Origin of the sequence: Rubinisphaera italica, from assembly GCF_007859715.1 — a bacterium.
GTDB lineage: Bacteria > Planctomycetota > Planctomycetia > Planctomycetales > Planctomycetaceae > Rubinisphaera > Rubinisphaera italica.
Window position 1 is genome coordinate 2,004,906 of the sequence record NZ_SJPG01000001.1, and the last position, 18,954, is coordinate 2,023,859.

Here is an 18,954-nt window from a genome sequence, read left to right on the forward strand (position 1 = left end):
CCCGTTCTTTTAATACAGGAGATCAGAAGTGAAGTGCAAACAAAAGCAGCAACCCGTCCATGAAATCCGTCTCGGAGCAGTCAAGGCCGCCATCTGGGAGAACGAAACCTCTGCCGGTTTGCGGCACAATGTGACTATCAGCCGTCTTTATAAGGACGGGGATGAATGGCGAAACACCGACTCTTTCGGACGTGATGACCTCCCGCTCGTCGCTAAAGTGGTTGATCAGGCTCATAGCTGGATTTTCGAGTTGGGAGCAACCAGCTGACCCTCCCATGACACACAACTGTGTCAGACTGATGAAAACTCTATCTGTGAAAGACTCAACGGCATGGCCAAAAAGAAAGCCTCACGAAAGAAACCTCCAGGGCCCGAGGTGCCGCGACGTCCAGACCGGGATCGACGTGTTCGGCAAAGTGAGAGAATGGCTCGGGTACTCTCCGTCCTGTACCTGATTCAATCACAAGGACGATACAACACTCGTGCCATTGCGGAAGAACTCGAAGTCTCAGAGCGAACCGTCTTTCGGGATCTGGAAGTTCTCGAATTCAGTGGTGTCCCCTGGTTTTTTGACGCGCAGGATCAGTGTTATCGAGTCAGACCAGATTATCGATTCCCCACGTTGGCACTCACAGAAGAAGAAGCCATCAGCCAAGCGATGGCCACCACACTCTCAAAGGCACCAAGCTTAAGTGTTGGGAATAAAGTCGCATCAGTGACTCGCAAGCTGACGGCTACATCTAAAGAAGAGATCAAGGAGATCCTGGCCGATGCCGCCGAAATTATGCAGGTTTTCGATTTAAAATTTGTCGACCACAGCAAACATCATTTGACCATCAACACCGTGCAACATGCCTTGCTGGCAGGGAAACAGCTGACGGGGGTTTACGAAAGCCCATATGAAGAATCACCGGTTAAATTAGTGATCCATCCATACCGTCTTTGCCTCATCAAAAGAGCCTGGTACATCATTGGTCATCTGGAGGGGGAAGGGGAAGCCAAGACACTCCGGGTGGCTCGGTTCAAGAGCCTGAGAATGCTCGATCTTCAGGCAAACGTTCCAGAAGACTTCAATCTTCGAGAACACTTCGGCAATGCATGGTCGGTCTATCGCGGAGAGACCAGCTACGACATTGAACTGCGATTTGAATCGGAAGCTTCAAGTATCGTCACGGAAACCCAGTGGCACCACACCCAGCAGGTAACAAAACATCGTGACGGCTCTGTCACTATGAAATTTACGGTTGATGGTCTCAATGAAATCCTACGATGGATTTTGAGCTGGTCTGGAACTGGGTGGATTCAATTTTGAAATGCACGGGTTGATGGAAAAAGAGTGACATTCGTGAGATGGTTTGTTTTGACCAAACGACCATCAATCCTACTAAGAAGAAATCACGAATGTCACACACGCATCTTACTGCTGAGGAACGTGATTCCATAGCGCACATGCACGCCCTGGGACACTCTCGAATAGAAATTGCGCGCGAGTTATCCCGAGACCCCAGCACGATCTCCCGAGAACTGCGGCGGAATTCGGATGCGACCGGGAAGTATTTCGCCGGGAAAGCCGACCGCAAAGCGCGACGGCGTCGACAACTCTGCAAACTCCCCTGGAAACTCAACCACGCTCCGCTCAAAGAATTCCTGCTCGATAAGTTGTCTCTCAAGTGGTCGCCGGAACAGATTGCAGGTCAACTCTTGCGACTGCATCCTCGGGAGGCCAGAATGCGAATATCCATTGAGACGATTTACGCCTGGATCAAAGCAAACAAAAAGCAGGGCGGCAACATCTACAGGCAGCTGCGTCAATCGAGAAAGAAACGCCGCAAACGCTACGGCACAGGGATCTCCAGACGATGCGACCCGACCAAAAAGCCAATGGATCAGCGACCGGTTTCTGCACGCAATCGTTCGCGGATCGGGCACTGGGAATCGGATACCATCGAGGGTCAAAAGGGGACCGGCTACATTGTCACGCATGTCGAACGCAAGACCGGCTATCTTGTGGCGAGCTATCTGCCGGACAAGAAAGCATCGACGTTGAACGCGGCTTCGGTGTTTGCGTTTGAGGGGTTGCCATCGTCATTGATTCGAACTTTGACGACGGACAACGGGAGTGAGTTTTCGGGTCATCGAGAGTTGGAGCAAGCCCTGCATTGTGCGATCTATTTTGCTCCGGCTCGCCAGCCGTGGCAACGCGGCCAGAATGAGAACACCAACGGGCTTCTGCGGCAATACTTCCTGAAGGGGAGCGATTTCCGTAAACTGAAAGCCGAGGATATTCAAGCGGCTGTGATGGAGTTGAACAACCGGCCTCGCAAAAAGTACCAATTCAAATCACCACACGAACTGTTCGAACCCAAAACCCGTGCATTTCAAAATTGAATCCACCCTGTTCGCGTGATTGCTCCAAAGGAACTCAGAGATATGTATTGTCAAAGTTTGAATGATGCCATATTGATGAATACCAACTACTGAAGACGAGCTATAATCCGCAGTCAGACATGTGAATATTGAGACTATCGAGATCTTTTCATCTCATCCTGCAAAGATGGTTGATGGCAGGGATGTGGTAAAATCTTATCGTGTTCGGCTTCGGGCAGTGGACTGCGATGATCTTCAACACCGTAAAGTCGAAAAGTAGATCCCGTGAAATAGTCCAATTCTCCGAAGATGAGGATATACGAATAATGAGAGTTGAGTTTTAGAATGACTGAGCAAGAAAAAGACCAGATACTCAAATTATTCAAAGAGTGCATTGTTGCCAATCCAGATCTGGAGTTCGGTCCTATCATTGAGGATGACTCTTGTGAATATAAGGGAATTTGGATCCAGGTCGCCGGGTATCAGGCTTATCTCGGAGCCAGCTACCAAGCAGCCATGCTCACGGCCCAGCTTTCGGACTGGTGGATTCCGAGTCGGGATGGAAACCTGCTGGATGATGACCGAGAATGGTTCGAAACACGTGCTATGATTGGAAATGATTGGGAACAACAAGAACTCCGCATGTTCAAACAAGAACGCAGAACTCGACTTGCCCTCAATATCGGTCTTGCCACTCGTGGCGATCTTAAAGATGAAAGGGAGAACTGAGTCGAAATGGAATTGACTATTCATAGAGGTAGCAGGGAGGTCGGCGGGAACTGCATTGAACTTCGCAGTGGAGAGACTCGAATTATTCTGGATGTTGGGATGCCTCTGTTTGATGAGAATCGTCAACCTCTCAACACCTTTACATTACAACGTCAGACTACGGAAGAACTACAAAGGCAGGGGATACTTCCCCAAGTCGACGGACTCTTCGACGACGGATCTGCCCCTGACGCCATTCTTCTGTCTCATGCCCACATGGATCATACGGGGCTGTTAAAACACTCCAAAGATACTATTCCAATCTATGCCAGTTCAGGTTCCAGCAAGATGATGTTGGCCGGAAGTCTGTTCGCAGGGCAGGTCGAACTCCCAAGAGAACGGTTCCGGGAGATCAAACCGGAATCACCCATCACCATCGGGGACTTCACAATCACTGGATACTCGGTCGATCACAGCATCTTTGGATGCCTGGCATTTCTGATTGAAGCGAACGGCAAGCGACTTCTCTACACGGGAGACCTTCGCAGTCATGGAAGGAAACCGGGCATGGGAAAACGACTGATCGAAGTCCTGAAGAACAAAACACCCGACGCAATGCTAATGGAAGGAACCCACTTTGGCTTCTCCGATGGCAACTTGGCCACCGAGTACAAACTCGAAGACGAAATCACCGAGTTAGTGAAGAATTGTGAAAGCCTAGTCTTGGCCTCTTTTAGCCCTCAGCATATCGACAGGCTGACATGTTTCATCCGAGCCACCAAGAATAGTGGACGAACCTTCGTGGCTGATGTCTACACTGCATTCATCATGCACCTGCTCAAGAATGAGATTTCACTCCCACAACCGAAACCCAAGGGCTTGGTCCGCGTGTACGTTCCCCATTTCCTGAAAGTGTCGATCCATAACAAAGGTAGAACGGCTCAGATCGAACGATTCAGGGAAGCAGAAATTCAGCTGAAAGAAATCCGAGATGCTCCAGAGAAATTCCTGATGGTTTTCCGGGCTTCCATGCTGGATGACTTCGACAGACTGTTCCCTGATCTGACAGCCTGTCTCTATTCGAGATGGTACGGATACTTGGAACAACCGGACTGGAAATCAACTCAGCATATTCTAGCGAAATCCAACGGCAGCCTGCATAATGTCCATACCAGTGGTCACATGCTGTCGAAAGACATCGTCAGCTTCGTCAAAGAAATCGATCCGAAAATAATCATTCCGATCCACACCTTTGAACCACAAGAATTTGGAAACCATTTTTCAAATGTCAAACAGCTGAAGGATGGTGAGCCATACCAGGTTAAGTGATCTCTAACAAACCCTATGTCACTCGACAACGTTCCAATCTGAAATCTCCCACTGATCTCCGTCTTTCTTAATCTTCCCCAGAATCATCCCTCTGAAGTACTCCTGAATCACAGGTATTGAAGTTGGCAATTGGACGAACCGAAGAGTCTGATCAAAATCCGCCTGAAAAGCTGGATCGTCACGATCCTCCACAAGCACCGCCAGCCAGTGACGTCCAGTACCAAATTCAGCCCCGTATATGGACTGAAACCGGTTCGCCTGATGTTCGCCAGCAACCGCTGATCCATAAAGCAGAATTTGCTGTAATGCCGACGAAGTCCAAGTGTCGCCGACCATCTTGAGTTCTGTCCACACGGGCAGACCGTTGTATCTAAATAACAGATCCACTGACAATCCACGAGTATCATTTTCCAGCTGGTTGTAGTAGAACTCAGCACCTGATATCCGCAAAGGGCGTAGAGCGTATGCCACATACTCCAGAAGTACTTCTTCTCCACTTACTGGGAGTCGAAAATTCTGTTGGAACCACTGCCGAAACCGTTCTCCCGATGGACCAAGATCTCCCTCTTGAACATTTTCCTGGATGAAATACTCACGCAACTGGGGAATCTGGACATAACAAGTTGCAGCATTCGAGAAATTATTTAGCAGTTCCTGGCCAGCATTACTGACTTCGTTGCCGTCAAATAGGCGAAGACTTCGTGGATGATTCAGATAGGCATTATAGAGGTCTGTCTCAACAGGCAAGTCGTTGAGCAATGAGTCCGTGTACAGAAACTGATACAAGATAGACTGAAGCCTTTGCAGCGGTAGATCATTGACAGGATCATCCTGACGAATCTGTCCCCAGGAAACGTTGCCTGCAGCGTCTTCGACAAAAGAAAAGTTTCTCACCCAATCAGCAAGCTCCGTCACGGAAAGCAAGACGGCGGGAGACAAGACTTGGAATGGAACCTCACCGCGGGGGAAAATTTGCAAACCATGTGATGGACTGTAATAGCTGCAATTTGGTGCTGCCAGATTGAGTCGTATTGCCTCAGGAGTTCCAGAGTCAAACAAGGCATTCAGCAAGACGTGCCGTCCCGTCCTCCCCTCAGCAGCGGCGACAAATTCCTGTTGTGTGTGTATCAGCGTCAATCGAGGCATCTGGGGCTCCTGTCGAGTAGGTGAATAGTACAGATGGAATCCAGGCAGTGTACTCAACCGCAGTGTCAACAGAGGGTCAGTGTAGTTTCATAGAAGACACGACACTCTTAAATCTACCAGTCGTTATTTTGTCAGTTGTTGCACTGACCCACTGTAGGCAACTTTCCTTGTTCCAATTAAAGGATGGTCAAGAAAAAACCTCACAAAGAGAGAAGCGATGCCGACAGGAGAGTCCGTCAGTGCGAAAGGCTGGCTCGACTAATGCAAGTACTGCACCTGATTTCCGGCCGTGGAAGATGGGATGCCTCTGCCTTGGCGGAAGAACTGGAATGTTCCACAAGAACGATCCATCGCCTCTTGCAGACACTTTCTATGGCGGGCGTCCCTTGGTTTTTTGATGAGAAAACGAGGTCATACAGTATCCGCCCTGGCTATAAATTCCCTATGGTTGAGGAAAAATCTTCATCTGTGCAGAGTAAATCAGAATTCACATCTGAGATGAAAGACGCTGCCAATCAGCTGGTTCAGGATGGTGAGGCTTTTTCCAAATCTTTGGAAAATTTTTTAAGTTTGATCCAGTCATTAAGTCGACAATAGTAGTCTTCTTCTAATAAATTGGAACTAAATCATTTGTGTTTTCTTCCAATTATTAATAGTAGGCAAAGAGATGAATGACTGGCGGGAGCCGTTCAAAATTCTGCGTAATGAATTACTGCAGATATACAACACATGTCCAGAGATGTATCACGCAATTGTGCTCTCTGTGTTTCGAAATAAAAGTGAGCTTAACCTATCTCTCGATAACCTCGAGCCGAAACTTTTAGGACACAAACCATTTCAGAATATCAGTATTAAGTCTGAAGGTTGTGAATTCCACAGCCATCGTTTTTATGGCAGCAACAACAGCCCTTATTACGCACTCCAAACAGCCTTGAACGGGATTGAGGAGTGGTGTGACCATATCCCAGGAGGAATGGTCCCCTCTCTGGAAATCCCTAAGCTATCGAGTCAGGCGGATCGAAATCTTATTCGATGGATGTCAATGGTTTACTACTTAGCAAGCGTTTCAAAAGCTCCTTATTTAGAGATTGAGGTCGAGTATCAGGAGAATGCCAACATTATTGGCTTTTTCCCATGGTACGAATGTCCGCACCCTCATGGCTGGTCACCATTTGACTGGCTGATCTGTAAAGGGACTGCGATCAAGGAAATTCCTAGGTGGAAAGATCGATTTGAAAAGTCTGAAAACGAACTCCCCGATTATTTAGATACATACTTGCTCGACGGTGTCATCCGTAGTTCCATCGCGGCGATAGACATTCTTACCTGCATCCTCCCAATGGAACGACGTGCATCCAAAGTGAGTGAGCAAGTAACAAGTAAATCGAAAACAATCGCTAAAAACTCTTCGAGGAAGAGGCAAAAACAGATTGTAAGTCTCAGTATGTATCTTCGTTCTTATCACGACCTCGACCAAACTTGGAATGACACAACAGGCACTGTGACAAAAAAAACGCCATTCTCTCGGTTGAATGCAAAACAGTGGGCAGCCATCCTGGAATGGGAGCACAAGGGTGGGGGGCCAGCAGATTCCACGGTCCGACGAGTAATGGAGGACATCTTTGGTAAAAATCCAATGAAAAAGTACCAACGGTTTCTCGATATGGACGATCGGAATCGATCCCTTCTCGACTTCATAGACAAAATGCTGATACTAAAAGGAGGAAGTTTTTACGGCCAAATCTCAGAAGAAAACTCATCAAAGTCGAATCGTGAATTACCAATTGATCCCAGCAAAATCGAATACATACAACAAGGAACCAATCAGACGCGAAAATCCGATTACATAAAAACGCTTAAGCAAAAAGAAGAGAAAAACTAGGCAGTAAGAAAAATAAATAATTGACGTTAACTTGTTACTGATCAAATACTTACAGTCAAGACATGAAGTCCATGCGGTTAGAAGTGAACAGCCTCTGTGAGAAGTGTCACAACACTTCTAGAACTGGAAAGGTTCACTCATGGCACAAATGGACTTCACGACAAATGGCGTAATCAACACCGAAGAACTTTATACGCTTCGGACCTTCAAAAAACGGCTCGACATCTCTGATCACACACTCCGAGTTGCTCGTCGGGCTGGGCTTCAGGTTCGCTACCTACACAAGCAAGGTTACATTCTTGGTCGTGATTGGATCGACTATGTTCTGAATTCCAGCCGTAGTTCTCAGGAAGCCGAACCCACCTCCGTCAGTTCGTGAACTCATTATTTTGAAGAGATTTACACAAACTGAAGGAGGAGACAACCGGTGGTCAGAAAAATAAATAGATCGACAACTCATCCAGTCCCGAAAGTGCGAATTGTTGAACCATCTGGCAGACCGATTCAGGTCCGCTATCACTGTCCGATCGAGAAGCGTGAGATCAGGATTTCTACCGGGAGTCGAGATCGCAATGTGGCTGAATTATTGAAGCGTGAGATCGAAGCCAAACTGTTATTGGGAATCGAAATTCAATCTGCTTCTGAGAAGATTCGGGGGCCTGAAATGGACTGGAAAGATTTCCGAGAAGAATACAGAGTCCTGCATCTTGCGACTGTACGAGATAAGACCGCCCAGGATGCAGAAAGTCGCCTGGACATTGCTGAGAGAATTATCAAGCCTAAGTCATTGGGGAAGATGGCTGATACAACTGCCTTACAAGCACTTCAGGTCAAGTTACTATCGGGAGAACACAGTCGTGACAACAGGCCTAGATCAGACTACACCGTTAGAGGATATATGAAAGCGGTTCTGGCAGCTCTTAATTGGGCCTATCGTCAGGATTGGCTGGAAAGAGAGCCGAAACTTCCTCGATTACGGATCTCTAAAGGGAGTCCGATGAAGGGGAGACCAATCAATGAAGCTGAATTTAAGCATCTTCTGTCAACGGTCACTGTGGTTGTTGGAGCAGAAGCCGCGGAATCCTGGAAATATGTTTTGAAGGGGCTATGGGAATCGGCACTTCGGATCGAGGAATTGATGAATGTCTCTTGGGATGAAACTGGAAAAATCAGACCGATCTGGGCGGATGGAAAACATCCTGTTCTGGAAATTCCAGCGGAAATGCAGAAGAACGGGACACATGAAACAATCCCCATTCTCCCAGGATTTGAAAAACTCCTTTTGGAAACACCTTTGGAAAATCGGCGATGTTGGGTATTTGACCCGCAATCTCTGCAAATGAAACTAGGGCGAAAAGTCCGACATCAAAGACCAAACCCAGAATGGGTTGGCCGAGTCATAAGCAAAATAGGGAAGGAGTCCGGAATTGTCGTGGCGAAAGAGGATGATTCGAAAGGTAAAGTAGAAAAATATGTCTCTGCTCACGATCTCAGGAGATCATGTGGTGAGAAACTGAGAAACATGGGAGTACCACCATTGATAATCAGTCGTGTCATGCGACACTCTTCATGGGAAACGACCCAAAAACATTACGCTCCTGGCAATACTCAGAGTGATGCAGATTTGTTACATAAAATTGTTAATAGTTAGGACTTGCCAACAAAAATATTGGTTGATTCTAACATTTCTCTCCGATCTGAAATATTTTCCAGTGCACTCCGAAATTGAATTTTGTTTGTCTCATCTACAAGGTCTTCGTCGACAAGTGACCCAACAACCGGATCTATAGCCTCTCGAGCAAATCCTTTTGCCGTATCACTCATTTTGTTTAAATTGCCAACATGTAATCGGAGGTGTTGAGCAGATTTGCACGTATTTACAATACCCTGAAAGTAAGCAGACGAGTTCCGAGCGTACAACGCTGTTCTTACTTGATTGGATGCTTCCCCAAGTTTAATAAGAATTCCTGCGAGAATTGGATCTAGGACCTCATTTTTAATTGCCCCAAACCAACTTTCCTCCAGTTTGGATTCATTCATTATCTTCCCCATGTTGCCTATCAATCACTTGTTCTATCAACGAATTATATGTAGCCCAGAGATTTTCCAAGGAATTTCTCATTAAAATACATTTTTGAGGAAATAAGCTGCCAATATTGCAGCCATTTTCAGCACAATTGCAAATGTCGCTAACCATGTTCCGAAAATTAGTCATTTCGAAAGTAAAGTCATTAATTAGTCCGGTATCATCGTAAACGTCAGGATCACTTAACAGGCTCTGAATAAATGTTGAAGTTTCCAACATACAACGATTTGAACAAAAGAGAAAATTTCCCCTTGCTTCCTCGTTCATCTCATGTTCACGAATCGAAATTTCATCATAGATGACTGAAGCACGTTCGAGCTGAGTCTCTAGATAATTTTTAGTCAGTTTACGCCCGCTCACCATCACCAAAGAAAAGCCCTTTCACTGAAAGGGACTACTGTACAGAAACTTGTACCACTACTCAAATGATTGGACGTTTTTATTAGATCGACATTCATTTAAGTAATATTGAGGCAGTTAATCTGCACTCGTGGATCTGGCTACTGAACTTTTCCAAAAAGTTCTCAATAACTTCGTCAATTTCTGTAATTGTTTTATGTCGTTCCAGTATGGTCGAATGAGATTCACTTTGATCGAATTGCATCCACTCAGCTGAAAGCTCGTATGTTCTTCTGATTTGTTTGACGACATCACTGAAATTTGGGATTAAATCCTCAGTGCAATAATCTTCCTGAAATGTTTCAACGTCATCCAAATACTTTTTTAGTTGACCTGCAATTATCTTTGCCAGATCACGATCCTTTTTGTCCCTGGTTGAATACGTTTGTTCAACACTTATGGTTTCTTTGAGTTTCTTCAGGAGGCCGTGTTTTCCAAGGAACTCTTTGGAGAGTGATTCTGCCATCTCGTTGTATTTTAAAAGCAAAGCAATTTTGCCAGCCGCTAGCATCTTCGAATCATTTTCTAAATCGTGAAGTTGTAACTTTAAGCGTACGATCTTAAGTAGCTTCTTTCGAACTTGGGGGGGGATCGTAATTTGGTCTTCGTATTCATCTAACAAAACTGCATGAGCATCTGTGTAAAGAAGTTCACCATCCTTTTCGTCAAGTAAAATGATCTCTGTATTGAATAGCAACTGTTCTTTATTACCTCCAAAAAGGTAATTCCTTAGATCATTGAAATATTGAACTAAATTTTCGTGACCGCCAAAAATATCTTTCATCCAATCAGAGGAATTTCTCAAACTTGCACGAAGATTACTAACAACACGAGATGACTTCGCGATATGTCTGTTTTCTAATTTTGATTCGAGAATTAATAGTAAAATTTTGTCAATCACCGGCGTGTCGAGTTGATTCTCCCCGACTTGTTTTCTTGCCGGAAAACGAGTCGTCGAAGGATTTGTATTAGTTGACAAGTAGAACTCGCTACTGACAACCTTGAAAACACCATCTGTATGTTTCCTCGATGTCCCTAATCTTTGAGGGCCAAGAAATTTAAGAGAAAATTTGAAATAATTTTGACTCATTATTACGACTTGCATCCAAGTAAAAGCAGTTGTAACTATCTAAACAAGATTCATCAACGAACGCTTATGGGTAAGATGTTGTAAGTTAATTCAAAGTGAGTGACTTACAAGTTGAACCCATAAAAAATCCCACATCGTATCTCAACTCCAAAGGAGAAGAACAATGTGGGACTTAAAATTAATCGTGGTCTTGTTGATTCTGGCATCAGCTGTTGTGGTACCAGCTTTCATCTATCTCAGAAACAAAATTACAGATATTCCATTAGATCTGACTTGGAACTTTCAAAAAGGACCAACGCAAAGAGAGCAAATCAACAGACTAGCGGATATGTATCTTGCTAAACGTCCAATGGACTAAGGTACCTAGGTACATTCGCGAGTCCTATTTGACGTAAGTCATTACACCCGAGAGGATTCGAACCTCTAACCTTCGGTTCCGTAGACCGATGCTCTATCCAATTGAGCTACGGGTGCTTGTTGGTGTGGAGTTTATTCCCATGGGCTTAATATTGCAACTCTGGGGACGGGTGGCAAGTGTTGGTGAGATTGTTTTTGTAATGTCAGAAAATGTTGCCTTTAATAATCCGAATAATGGGAGATTCTCTTAAGAGATCGGGAAATCTCTACTTGAAATACTGCCCTTGTGTTTACTGGTCGTCTGCGCGGTAGGCCGGCATTGTCAGCAGGACACGATGGCAGGAATTAGGTTCAACGATATGCCTAAGGAATTCAATGTTTTTAATGAGCGTTTTCGAGATGCGGAATGAAACTTTTAAATTGTTTTTTCGTATTCTTCATTGATCCACTTATTGTGAGTCGCGTTTTTTATGGGCAGAAATCCTTCGCTTTTTCCGTAGCCTTGGTAGTCGAATAATATATCGAGACATGGGCCTGCTTTTGCAGGAAATTTAGCCAAGTTGTACGAGATGTTACGTTGCCTGCATTGCTGTGTGCAAGCAGTATGACGGCTCGAAAGGATTCCACTGGGCAGTGCCTCCATTCAGATGAGTTTTGATTGCAGAAGTCTCCCTAACAGGATCTTTGGACAGACTGCAATTCTACAATAAGATGAAGACACTTGTAATGCGAAGAAATAATGACGAAAGACTCATTCTGAGGAAGCCTCCGAATGAGATTGCGAAAATTTGATAGCCAGTTTTCAATCTTTTCCTAGTTAAGCTAATTCTGTACTTAAGAGTCATCAACTTTTATTAGTACATCAGCAAGTCATTGACAGTAGTTTCTGAGATTATGAACTGATCTCAAAAACGGCCTGGCCGAGAACTTCGGGGATGGGGGTGATTCCCAGTCCCGGTTCATTGCTGGTTGTCATGAAGCCTTGATGTCGTTTTGGGGCACCTAAAGCCGTTTCGACAGTGACATAACTGTTGAAGTCGGTGCTTGTGAAACGAAATTCTTCGGGAGTACTGTGGGCAAAGTGGGCTATGGCAGCTGTTGCGATATCTCCGCCCCAGGAATCTTCGAGAGTCATTGCGATCCCCATTGAAACGCACAGGTCCCGAGCCTGTCTGGCTCGGGTTAAGCCTCCGAGCTTGCTGATTTTTAAGTTGACAACATCCATAGCCAGATCTTGCTTGGCTCGCATCAACATCGCCAGACTGTCGATGTTTTCGTCGAGTATGAAAGGGTGATTGGTATGTTGGCGAATGGCGAAGCACTCTTCGTAGGTTAAGCAGGGTTGCTCGATATAAACATCCAGATCTTTTACCGCTCGTACGACTCTCATCGCTTCATGCTGTGTCCAGCCGGTGTTGGCATCAGCGACGAGTCGCTCCTGAGCCCCCAGAACAGCGGAGACTGCCCGGATGCGTTCGATATCGGTATCAGGATCCCCGCCAACTTTGAGTTGGAATCGTGTGTAGCCTTCGTTTCGATACTGATTGACATTGTGAGCCATCTCGTCTGGTGGTAACTGAGAAATTGCACGATAGAGTCTGACGGACTCCCCGAATCGTCCTCCCAATAAAATCGAGACCGGCAGGTTTGTTACTTTTCCCAGAATATCCCAGCAGGCAATATCGATTCCCGATTTGACATAGGGATGGCCTTTGAATGCGGCGTCCATACGGTGATTCAGCTGACTCAACTCGCGTGGATCCATACCGATCAAATGGGGACCCAATTCACGGATTCCGGCGCGAACTCCTTCGGCATAGGCGGGGAGATAATACGGCCCTAACGGGCAGACTTCGCCATAGCCTTTCATTCCGCAATCTGTTTCCACGCAGACAATCGTACTGTCGAATACTGAAACCGATTTCCCTCCTGACCACTTGTAAGATCCTTCTTTCAAGGGCAAGTTTACCTGATAAGCACTGATACAGGATATTTTCATTTTTTTGGTCAATCAATAACAAGGGGAATAACGGGTTGAAATAATCGCGATCAATTCAATGGCTGCCAATTAAGGAGTTGATCGCCTAAAGGACGATATTTATCAAAGTTCTGCAGGATTTTATTAACAATATTCAAGCGTTCTTCCAAAGTCCCAATGAGTGTAATGAACGGAAGATGTCGTAGTAATAGATCGGACTTGATTTGCTCCTGGAAGACCTGACGATCTGCATCACCGGATCGATCCCACGTATCATCGTATGGAATTTCAGCCCCGCAGAGGAAGAATAAGTCATACCTGTTATTCGTTTCGGAGGCGAGTTCGGCTAATCGTGGATGGACCTGATTGTGATAAGCCATCGAAAACATTGAGGTGGTTGTCGCATCGGTATCGACGAAAAGAAATCGATTCGCTTCGTGGACAAGGGCATCTTCTCTTTGACGATGAACTTCTGCAATTTCGATCATTTGCTCCATTGTCAGTCGTCTTTCACTGTGATGTTTCTCCCAGTACTCTCGACCGTACTCGGGCATCCAGACAGTCTCATGAATTTTGGCAAGTTCACGGGCCAAGGTCGTTTTACCAGTCGAAGGAGCTCCCAGAAAAACGACTTTTTTGATTAAATCCTGATACACAACAGGAGCAAGATACTTTCGATTCTGAAAAGGATTATCACGTATTACAGTTGCAGAGACAGGGATTTGGGTGCGTTTCGAATCGACACGACGGTCGTTTGCTCCTAATGCTTCACTGACATGCTGACCATAAAATTCACTAGAATAGAAGTTTGTGATGGCCGTTGTCCCCAGTTTCTTCAGGAGATACTGTTCATGCCGAAGTCTGATATCGGGAGTATCACCCACTTCCATCGGACCATCCCAAGCCTCGATAATTTCGATTTGTGGATAGAGTTGTTTTAACCATCCCGCACGGATAGGAAGGGGGATGCTTGTAACCTCAGGAGAATGATAGATCATAACGATCACACGCTCATTTTCCTGAAGAGCCGTTTCAATGAGGAGTTGATGCCCCTTGTGTAAGGGGGCAAACTTTCCGAGGACCAGGCCTGTTGTCATATCGCCTCACTTCTGTTACTCGAATATGCTTTTCTCCACGCGAGTAGACCTATAACAGCCAGGACCAGAAAGACGGCATACAACCCAGCTGTTAACACCAGGTTCTTTTGCCAGTATATTCCGATAGCGATGACATCAACTGCGATCCAGAAATACCATGATTCGAGTTTCTTTTGAGCCAGTAACCATTGAGCGATCAAACTTGCCACCGTGGTGAAAGCATCTCCATAGGGGAATGTGGCATCGGTGTATTTGGCCATGCCAAAACCCCAGAGGGGAGTAATCAGGCCAGCAACGAGTATCCACAGGAGCCTTTGCTGAGAAGTGAGGGTGGAAACTGGCAAAGCTTCTTGATCTTTTCCGCCGTACAGCCAGTGATGCCAGCCGTAAATTTGCATTCCAATATAAACCAGATGAAGAATTAAATCCGAATAGAGTTTTACCTGATAAAAGATAATGACATATAGAATGACCTGAACCAAACCCGTTGGCCAGCACCAGATGTTTTGACGGATCGTCAGCCAGACACATGCCAGTCCAAACAGGACGGCTGCAAGTTCAATTCCTGTCACGGTTGCCACTCAATCCCATTTATTAATTATCATTGATCGCATCATATATGACAGGTTTGAGAAGCCATTCCGTATCAAATGTATAAGGCATGATCTGCTCGAGTGTGACAACGATCAGGCCGTCGTCATTCGGGCTGACCCAGTAATGGGTGGAAGCGGCTCCTCCCCAGCCGTATTCCCCGACGCGGGCTGCAGGATCCCATTCGGTGTCGGCCGTGCGAACATTGAATCCGAAACTGTAGCCTGTGCCATGTCGAACCTGTGAGCCGAAACCGATAGGAAAGGCAGCCTCGGGAAGTTGATTTGTCGTCATCAACTTGATGGTTTCGGGAGACAGGTATCGCTTACCATTCCATTGGCCCCCGTTGGCAATCATAAGTAGGAATTTCATGTAATCAGCTGCTGTACCAACCAGTCCTCCGCCTCCAGATTGGACTGCTGGCATACTGTGATAGCGAGCATCTGTTTCGGAATTGGAAATCGGGATGAGACCGTCTTCACTGCGTTTGTAGTTGACAGCAAATCGATCAAGTTTTTCAGCAGGAACATAAAAGCCGATGTCAGTCATATCGAGGGGATCGAACAAGCGTTCCTGCAGAAACTCGCCGAATGGCTGGCCGGAGACTTCCTGGACGATCAGTCCGAGGACATCAATGGAGTTGGAATAGATCCATTCTTCTCCTGGTTGATAAGCCAGCGGAACGGCAGCCAGCCGATTTACGTAATCATCGAGATCTTTTGACTGCGGGAGTTTCGCCTTCTTGAAAGCTTTACCAACTGCATCGTCACCGCCTCTTCCGAAGCCGGCTGTGTGACGCATTAAGTCGGCGACTGTAATTTCTCGCTTCGGCTCGACCAGTCCCTCTTCTGTCCAGACATTAACGGTTGAGAGGACGGGTGCGTATTTGGAAGCGGGAGCATCGATTTCCAGTTTGCCTTCTTCAACAAGCATCATCGCTGTAGCGGTAGCGATTGATTTTGTCATGGAAAACAGACGGACGATCGTGTTTTTTTCCATGGGATTATCGTTAGCCAGATCTCGATGCCCATAAGCTTCGAAGAAAACAACCTTGCCTTTGCGTGCGACGATTACCACTCCACCTGCGAGTTTGTCTTCCTCCAGCTGCTCATTCATCAACTCATTGATCTGATTCAATTTTGAGGAAGACATCCCGACGGATTCCGGGGCAGCCAGAGGGAGATCTGCGGCATGTAATGGAATCGCTATCAGCAGCAAAAGACAAGCGCTGAATGAGATACGACTAAGCATTATGAGAACTCCGAGAATGAAACGAATCTCCAGATTTGAGACTGCATCATCACGAAATCCCAACCGAATTACCACTCTGAAAGAGTTCAATACGACTTCAACGTTTTACGAAATCCTGAAATGAAACGGGTAATCCCGTTTCCACAGATCGTTGTGCAGCAAGGCACATGGCGACAGACCAGCGGCCTTCTTCTGCAGGGCAAGCGAGTGAGCCATTATTGTTGAGAACTTCGACCAGCATCGCGATTTGATCTTCGAGTTCGTAAAGCTCGCCGGTCATTTTTTCGATGGGGATCTCTTCGACATTCTCTCCATTGAAACCGCGAAGTGAAAACGTCGGGTGACGGGTGCGGTCCATGGCTCCACTCCAACTGGCCCACAATGCTCCTTTGGTGCCGGTGACTTTCACTGTTTGATGATGCTCGAAAGCACTGAGAGTTTGTGTCACAACGGCATAAGCACCTTTGTCGAATTTCAAGATCGCGCTGAAATTGTCCTGCAATTCGGGATGGTCAGGCTGCCTGGAGTTTGCAGAGGCATAGACTGAAACCGGTTCTCCACTTTGTGCAAGATACCAGCGAGCCAGGTCGAAGAAGTGGATCGGCTCTTCGAGAATCCAGTTGCCGACGCGGCTGATATCATATCGCCAGCCATCCGCTCCGAGTCGATAGGGATTGCGGGACAGTTCAACCAATGCATATTGGGGATCGCCGATATAGCCCTCTTCAATGAGGTCTTTTACTTTGCCCCATAATGACGACAATCGCAATTCGTGTCCGACGGCAAAGATTCGCTTGTTTTCCTTGGCGATGTTGATCAGGTCATCGCATTCGGACATCGAAATGGCCATCGGCTTTTCAAGTAAAAGATGCTTTCCAGCTTTGAGTGCTTTCGAGGCAATTTCATGATGCAGATAACTGGGAACAACGATGTCAACAATTTCAATGGAATCATCTGCCAGCAGGTCTTCGTAGTTTGAGTAAACCGTTGTATCGGGATAAGTATCGCGAGCGTCCTTACATGAGGATCCACTTCGTGCAGAGATGCCCACCAGTTCTGCGCCATCTGTTTTATGAATCGCATCGGCATGATGTTTGCCCCAGGCTCCGAAACCAATTAAGCCGAAACGGATGTTCTTAGTGGAATTGTAAGCTTGTTGCGTCATCATTTTCTTTCAAGTATGGATTGCTTTCGGTTGTCGCCTGTAAAGATTTACATCTGAATTTCAAAACCGGGTCTGGCTTTGCGGGAGATGAACTGATCGGCTTCGGAATCATTAATGAATGTTTCTGTCTCAGGATTCCATTGAAGTTCTCGGCCTAATCTTAATGTCAAGTTGGCCAGGTGACATGTTGTAATGGTTCGCTGATGGGAAGCCATGTCGGAAACCGGTTGTTTACGAGTCTTGATGCAATCGAAGAAGTTGGACATATGGGAAGCCGGGGGAGGGCCGTCGTAAATGCGTTCGAGATAGTCTTTAGGCAGGGGATCTTTTTTCAAACGCTCAACGGGTAGTCCTGTGAGTTTACCGCGATTGACGAAAAAGCGGCCTTCGGTTCCTTCGAAGAGGATGCCGTTTTCTCCGCTGTTGATGACCATCGTGATGTCGTCGGGAAACTGGCATTGGACATCGAATGTCGATGGAGTATTGAAGGTATCGGTTCGAGTAGGATAACCGTTTTCATAGGGGACATGAAAGACGCCTTGTCCACGGACCCGTGAGGGACCGCTATCGAGTTGACCGATGGCCCACTGAGCGATATCGACATGGTGGGCACCCCAGTCGGTCAGTTTCCCTCCTGCGTATTCGTACCACCAGCGGAAGGTCCAGTGAGTTCGTTCTGTAATATATTCATGCTCGGCTGCAGGGCCCTGCCAGAGATTCCAGTTGAGTTGGGGGGGTGGTGGTGAGGTTGTGAATGGGCCACCGATATTACCGGGATCGACTCCAATTTCTATTCGTTGAAGCTTGCCAATGCGACCTTCCTGAACTAGTGCAATGGCTGTCGCGAATCGGTGGTCTGATTCCGTCCGTTGTTGTGTACCGACCTGTAAAATGCGACCCGTCTTATTGACGGCATCGGCCATCAGTCGGCCTTCATTGATGGTCACGGTCGCTGGCTTTTCACAGTAGACATCTTTACCAGCCAACATCGCTTCGATGGACATCTTGGCATGCCAGTGATCCGGGGTCGCAATCAGAACGGCATCGATATCATCTCTAGAGAGAACGTCGCGATAATCTTCAACGAGGAGACTCTTTCCATTGCATATTTTCTGGCAGGCATAATCACGAGCAATGGAATCGACATCACACACAACACCCATTTCCGCAAACTTTACCGCTTGCAAACCAATTGCGATTCCCCGCCCATTGCGTTTAATATCCGGTCGCCAACCCGCTCCCAGAAGTGCGATTCGCGGCTGTTCAAGAGCCGAGCGTTTCGAGACAGATTTTTCTTCGGCTCGCAAACCATAAGTACAAGCCGCTGCGAGTGCACCGGCAGTGGCACCGAGAACATCACGTCGGGTGAGTAGGTGATCTAATCCCATGATAAATTCCTTGCCTCATAAGTTATTTTGATATCAAAAATATTCTGATCGCAATAATGTGGGAACGCAATAGTCTCTGCGAACTTTTACGAAAATCGAGGATTCTTTCGTTTTTGAATT

20 protein-coding genes and 1 tRNA gene are annotated in these 18,954 nt (G+C 46.5%); 10 read left to right on the plus strand and 11 right to left on the minus strand.

Features of this window, described 5'->3' with window-relative positions:
* Nucleotides 1–28 precede the first annotated feature (28 nt).
* The 5 genes from Pan54_RS07500 to Pan54_RS07520 all read left to right on the plus strand — a co-directional run bounded on the left by Pan54_RS07500 (nucleotide 29) and on the right by Pan54_RS07520 (nucleotide 4,404).
* Nucleotides 29–268, plus strand: a complete 240-nt coding sequence (locus Pan54_RS07500; RefSeq protein WP_146502898.1) for a hypothetical protein — start codon at nucleotides 29–31, stop codon at nucleotides 266–268.
* 63 nt (nucleotides 269–331) lie between these two features.
* The gene (locus Pan54_RS07505; protein ID WP_146502899.1) at nucleotides 332–1,312 is read left to right on the plus strand and encodes a helix-turn-helix transcriptional regulator; all 981 of its coding nucleotides are present in this window, start codon (nucleotides 332–334) and stop codon (nucleotides 1,310–1,312) included.
* Between the two features lie 89 nt (nucleotides 1,313–1,401).
* Nucleotides 1,402–2,388, plus strand: a complete 987-nt coding sequence (locus tag Pan54_RS07510) for an IS30 family transposase (RefSeq protein WP_165441826.1) — start codon at nucleotides 1,402–1,404, stop codon at nucleotides 2,386–2,388.
* A 324-nt stretch (nucleotides 2,389–2,712) separates the two neighbouring features.
* Nucleotides 2,713–3,096 (plus strand): hypothetical protein, encoded by a 384-nt coding sequence (locus Pan54_RS07515; RefSeq protein ID WP_146502900.1) that lies wholly within the window; start codon nucleotides 2,713–2,715, stop codon nucleotides 3,094–3,096.
* Nucleotides 3,097–3,102: 6 nt separating this feature from the next.
* Entirely contained in the window at nucleotides 3,103–4,404 is a 1,302-nt protein-coding gene (locus Pan54_RS07520) for an MBL fold metallo-hydrolase (protein ID WP_146502901.1), read from the plus strand.
* A gap of 18 nt (nucleotides 4,405–4,422) precedes the next feature.
* On the opposite strand, the gene Pan54_RS07525 is transcribed toward Pan54_RS07520, so the two are convergent.
* Complete coding sequence (locus tag Pan54_RS07525; protein ID WP_146502902.1) at nucleotides 4,423–5,550, minus strand: hypothetical protein; 1,128 nt, start codon at nucleotides 5,548–5,550, stop codon at nucleotides 4,423–4,425.
* A gap of 261 nt (nucleotides 5,551–5,811) precedes the next feature.
* Here Pan54_RS07525 and Pan54_RS07530 point away from each other — a divergent pair, with 261 nt between their 5' ends.
* The 4 genes from Pan54_RS07530 to Pan54_RS07545 all read left to right on the plus strand — a co-directional run bounded on the left by Pan54_RS07530 (nucleotide 5,812) and on the right by Pan54_RS07545 (nucleotide 9,083).
* A complete protein-coding gene (locus tag Pan54_RS07530) occupies nucleotides 5,812–6,147 on the plus strand; it encodes an HTH domain-containing protein (RefSeq protein WP_165441649.1) in 336 nt (111 codons plus the stop codon).
* 70 nt (nucleotides 6,148–6,217) lie between these two features.
* Nucleotides 6,218–7,432 carry a hypothetical protein gene (locus Pan54_RS07535; protein WP_146502904.1) on the plus strand — a complete coding sequence of 405 codons (1,215 nt, stop codon included), beginning with the start codon at nucleotides 6,218–6,220 and terminating at the stop codon, nucleotides 7,430–7,432.
* Nucleotides 7,433–7,571: 139 nt separating this feature from the next.
* Nucleotides 7,572–7,811 (plus strand): hypothetical protein, encoded by a 240-nt coding sequence (locus Pan54_RS07540; protein WP_146502905.1) that lies wholly within the window; start codon nucleotides 7,572–7,574, stop codon nucleotides 7,809–7,811.
* A gap of 48 nt (nucleotides 7,812–7,859) precedes the next feature.
* The gene (locus tag Pan54_RS07545; protein ID WP_146502906.1) at nucleotides 7,860–9,083 is read left to right on the plus strand and encodes a tyrosine-type recombinase/integrase; all 1,224 of its coding nucleotides are present in this window, start codon (nucleotides 7,860–7,862) and stop codon (nucleotides 9,081–9,083) included.
* On the opposite strand, the gene Pan54_RS07550 is transcribed toward Pan54_RS07545, so the two are convergent.
* From Pan54_RS07550 to Pan54_RS07560, 3 genes are all read right to left on the minus strand, one after another.
* Complete coding sequence (locus tag Pan54_RS07550) at nucleotides 9,080–9,472, minus strand: hypothetical protein (RefSeq protein WP_146502907.1); 393 nt, start codon at nucleotides 9,470–9,472, stop codon at nucleotides 9,080–9,082. The two genes, Pan54_RS07545 and Pan54_RS07550, sit on opposite strands and share 4 nt — an antisense overlap.
* The gene (locus Pan54_RS26060; RefSeq protein WP_146502908.1) at nucleotides 9,465–9,881 is read right to left on the minus strand and encodes a hypothetical protein; all 417 of its coding nucleotides are present in this window, start codon (nucleotides 9,879–9,881) and stop codon (nucleotides 9,465–9,467) included. The genes Pan54_RS07550 and Pan54_RS26060 overlap by 8 nt, the downstream gene beginning before the upstream one ends.
* A gap of 91 nt (nucleotides 9,882–9,972) precedes the next feature.
* Nucleotides 9,973–11,007, minus strand: a complete 1,035-nt coding sequence (locus tag Pan54_RS07560) for a hypothetical protein (protein ID WP_146502909.1) — start codon at nucleotides 11,005–11,007, stop codon at nucleotides 9,973–9,975.
* Nucleotides 11,008–11,170: 163 nt separating this feature from the next.
* On the opposite strand from Pan54_RS07560, the gene Pan54_RS07565 reads away from it, so the two are divergent.
* Nucleotides 11,171–11,365, plus strand: a complete 195-nt coding sequence (locus tag Pan54_RS07565; RefSeq protein ID WP_146502910.1) for a hypothetical protein — start codon at nucleotides 11,171–11,173, stop codon at nucleotides 11,363–11,365.
* A gap of 42 nt (nucleotides 11,366–11,407) precedes the next feature.
* Here the strand turns inward: Pan54_RS07565 and Pan54_RS07570 are convergent.
* The 7 genes from Pan54_RS07570 to Pan54_RS07600 all read right to left on the minus strand — a co-directional run bounded on the left by Pan54_RS07570 (nucleotide 11,408) and on the right by Pan54_RS07600 (nucleotide 18,834).
* Nucleotides 11,408–11,481: transfer RNA gene (locus Pan54_RS07570), tRNA-Arg, on the minus strand.
* Between the two features lie 775 nt (nucleotides 11,482–12,256).
* The gene (locus Pan54_RS07575; protein ID WP_146502911.1) at nucleotides 12,257–13,363 is read right to left on the minus strand and encodes a cis-3-hydroxy-L-proline dehydratase; all 1,107 of its coding nucleotides are present in this window, start codon (nucleotides 13,361–13,363) and stop codon (nucleotides 12,257–12,259) included.
* A gap of 50 nt (nucleotides 13,364–13,413) precedes the next feature.
* The gene (locus Pan54_RS07580; RefSeq protein WP_146502912.1) at nucleotides 13,414–14,439 is read right to left on the minus strand and encodes an AAA family ATPase; all 1,026 of its coding nucleotides are present in this window, start codon (nucleotides 14,437–14,439) and stop codon (nucleotides 13,414–13,416) included.
* Complete coding sequence (gene pnuC / locus Pan54_RS07585; protein WP_146502913.1) at nucleotides 14,436–15,011, minus strand: nicotinamide riboside transporter PnuC; 576 nt, start codon at nucleotides 15,009–15,011, stop codon at nucleotides 14,436–14,438. Before pnuC ends, Pan54_RS07580 begins: the two co-directional genes overlap by 4 nt.
* Before the next feature lie 22 nt (nucleotides 15,012–15,033).
* Nucleotides 15,034–16,281 (minus strand): serine hydrolase domain-containing protein, encoded by a 1,248-nt coding sequence (locus Pan54_RS07590; protein ID WP_146502914.1) that lies wholly within the window; start codon nucleotides 16,279–16,281, stop codon nucleotides 15,034–15,036.
* Nucleotides 16,282–16,378: 97 nt separating this feature from the next.
* Nucleotides 16,379–17,449 (minus strand): Gfo/Idh/MocA family protein, encoded by a 1,071-nt coding sequence (locus Pan54_RS07595; protein ID WP_242631249.1) that lies wholly within the window; start codon nucleotides 17,447–17,449, stop codon nucleotides 16,379–16,381.
* A 44-nt stretch (nucleotides 17,450–17,493) separates the two neighbouring features.
* Entirely contained in the window at nucleotides 17,494–18,834 is a 1,341-nt protein-coding gene (locus tag Pan54_RS07600) for a Gfo/Idh/MocA family protein (RefSeq protein WP_146502915.1), read from the minus strand.
* Nucleotides 18,835–18,954: the final 120 nt, after the last annotated feature.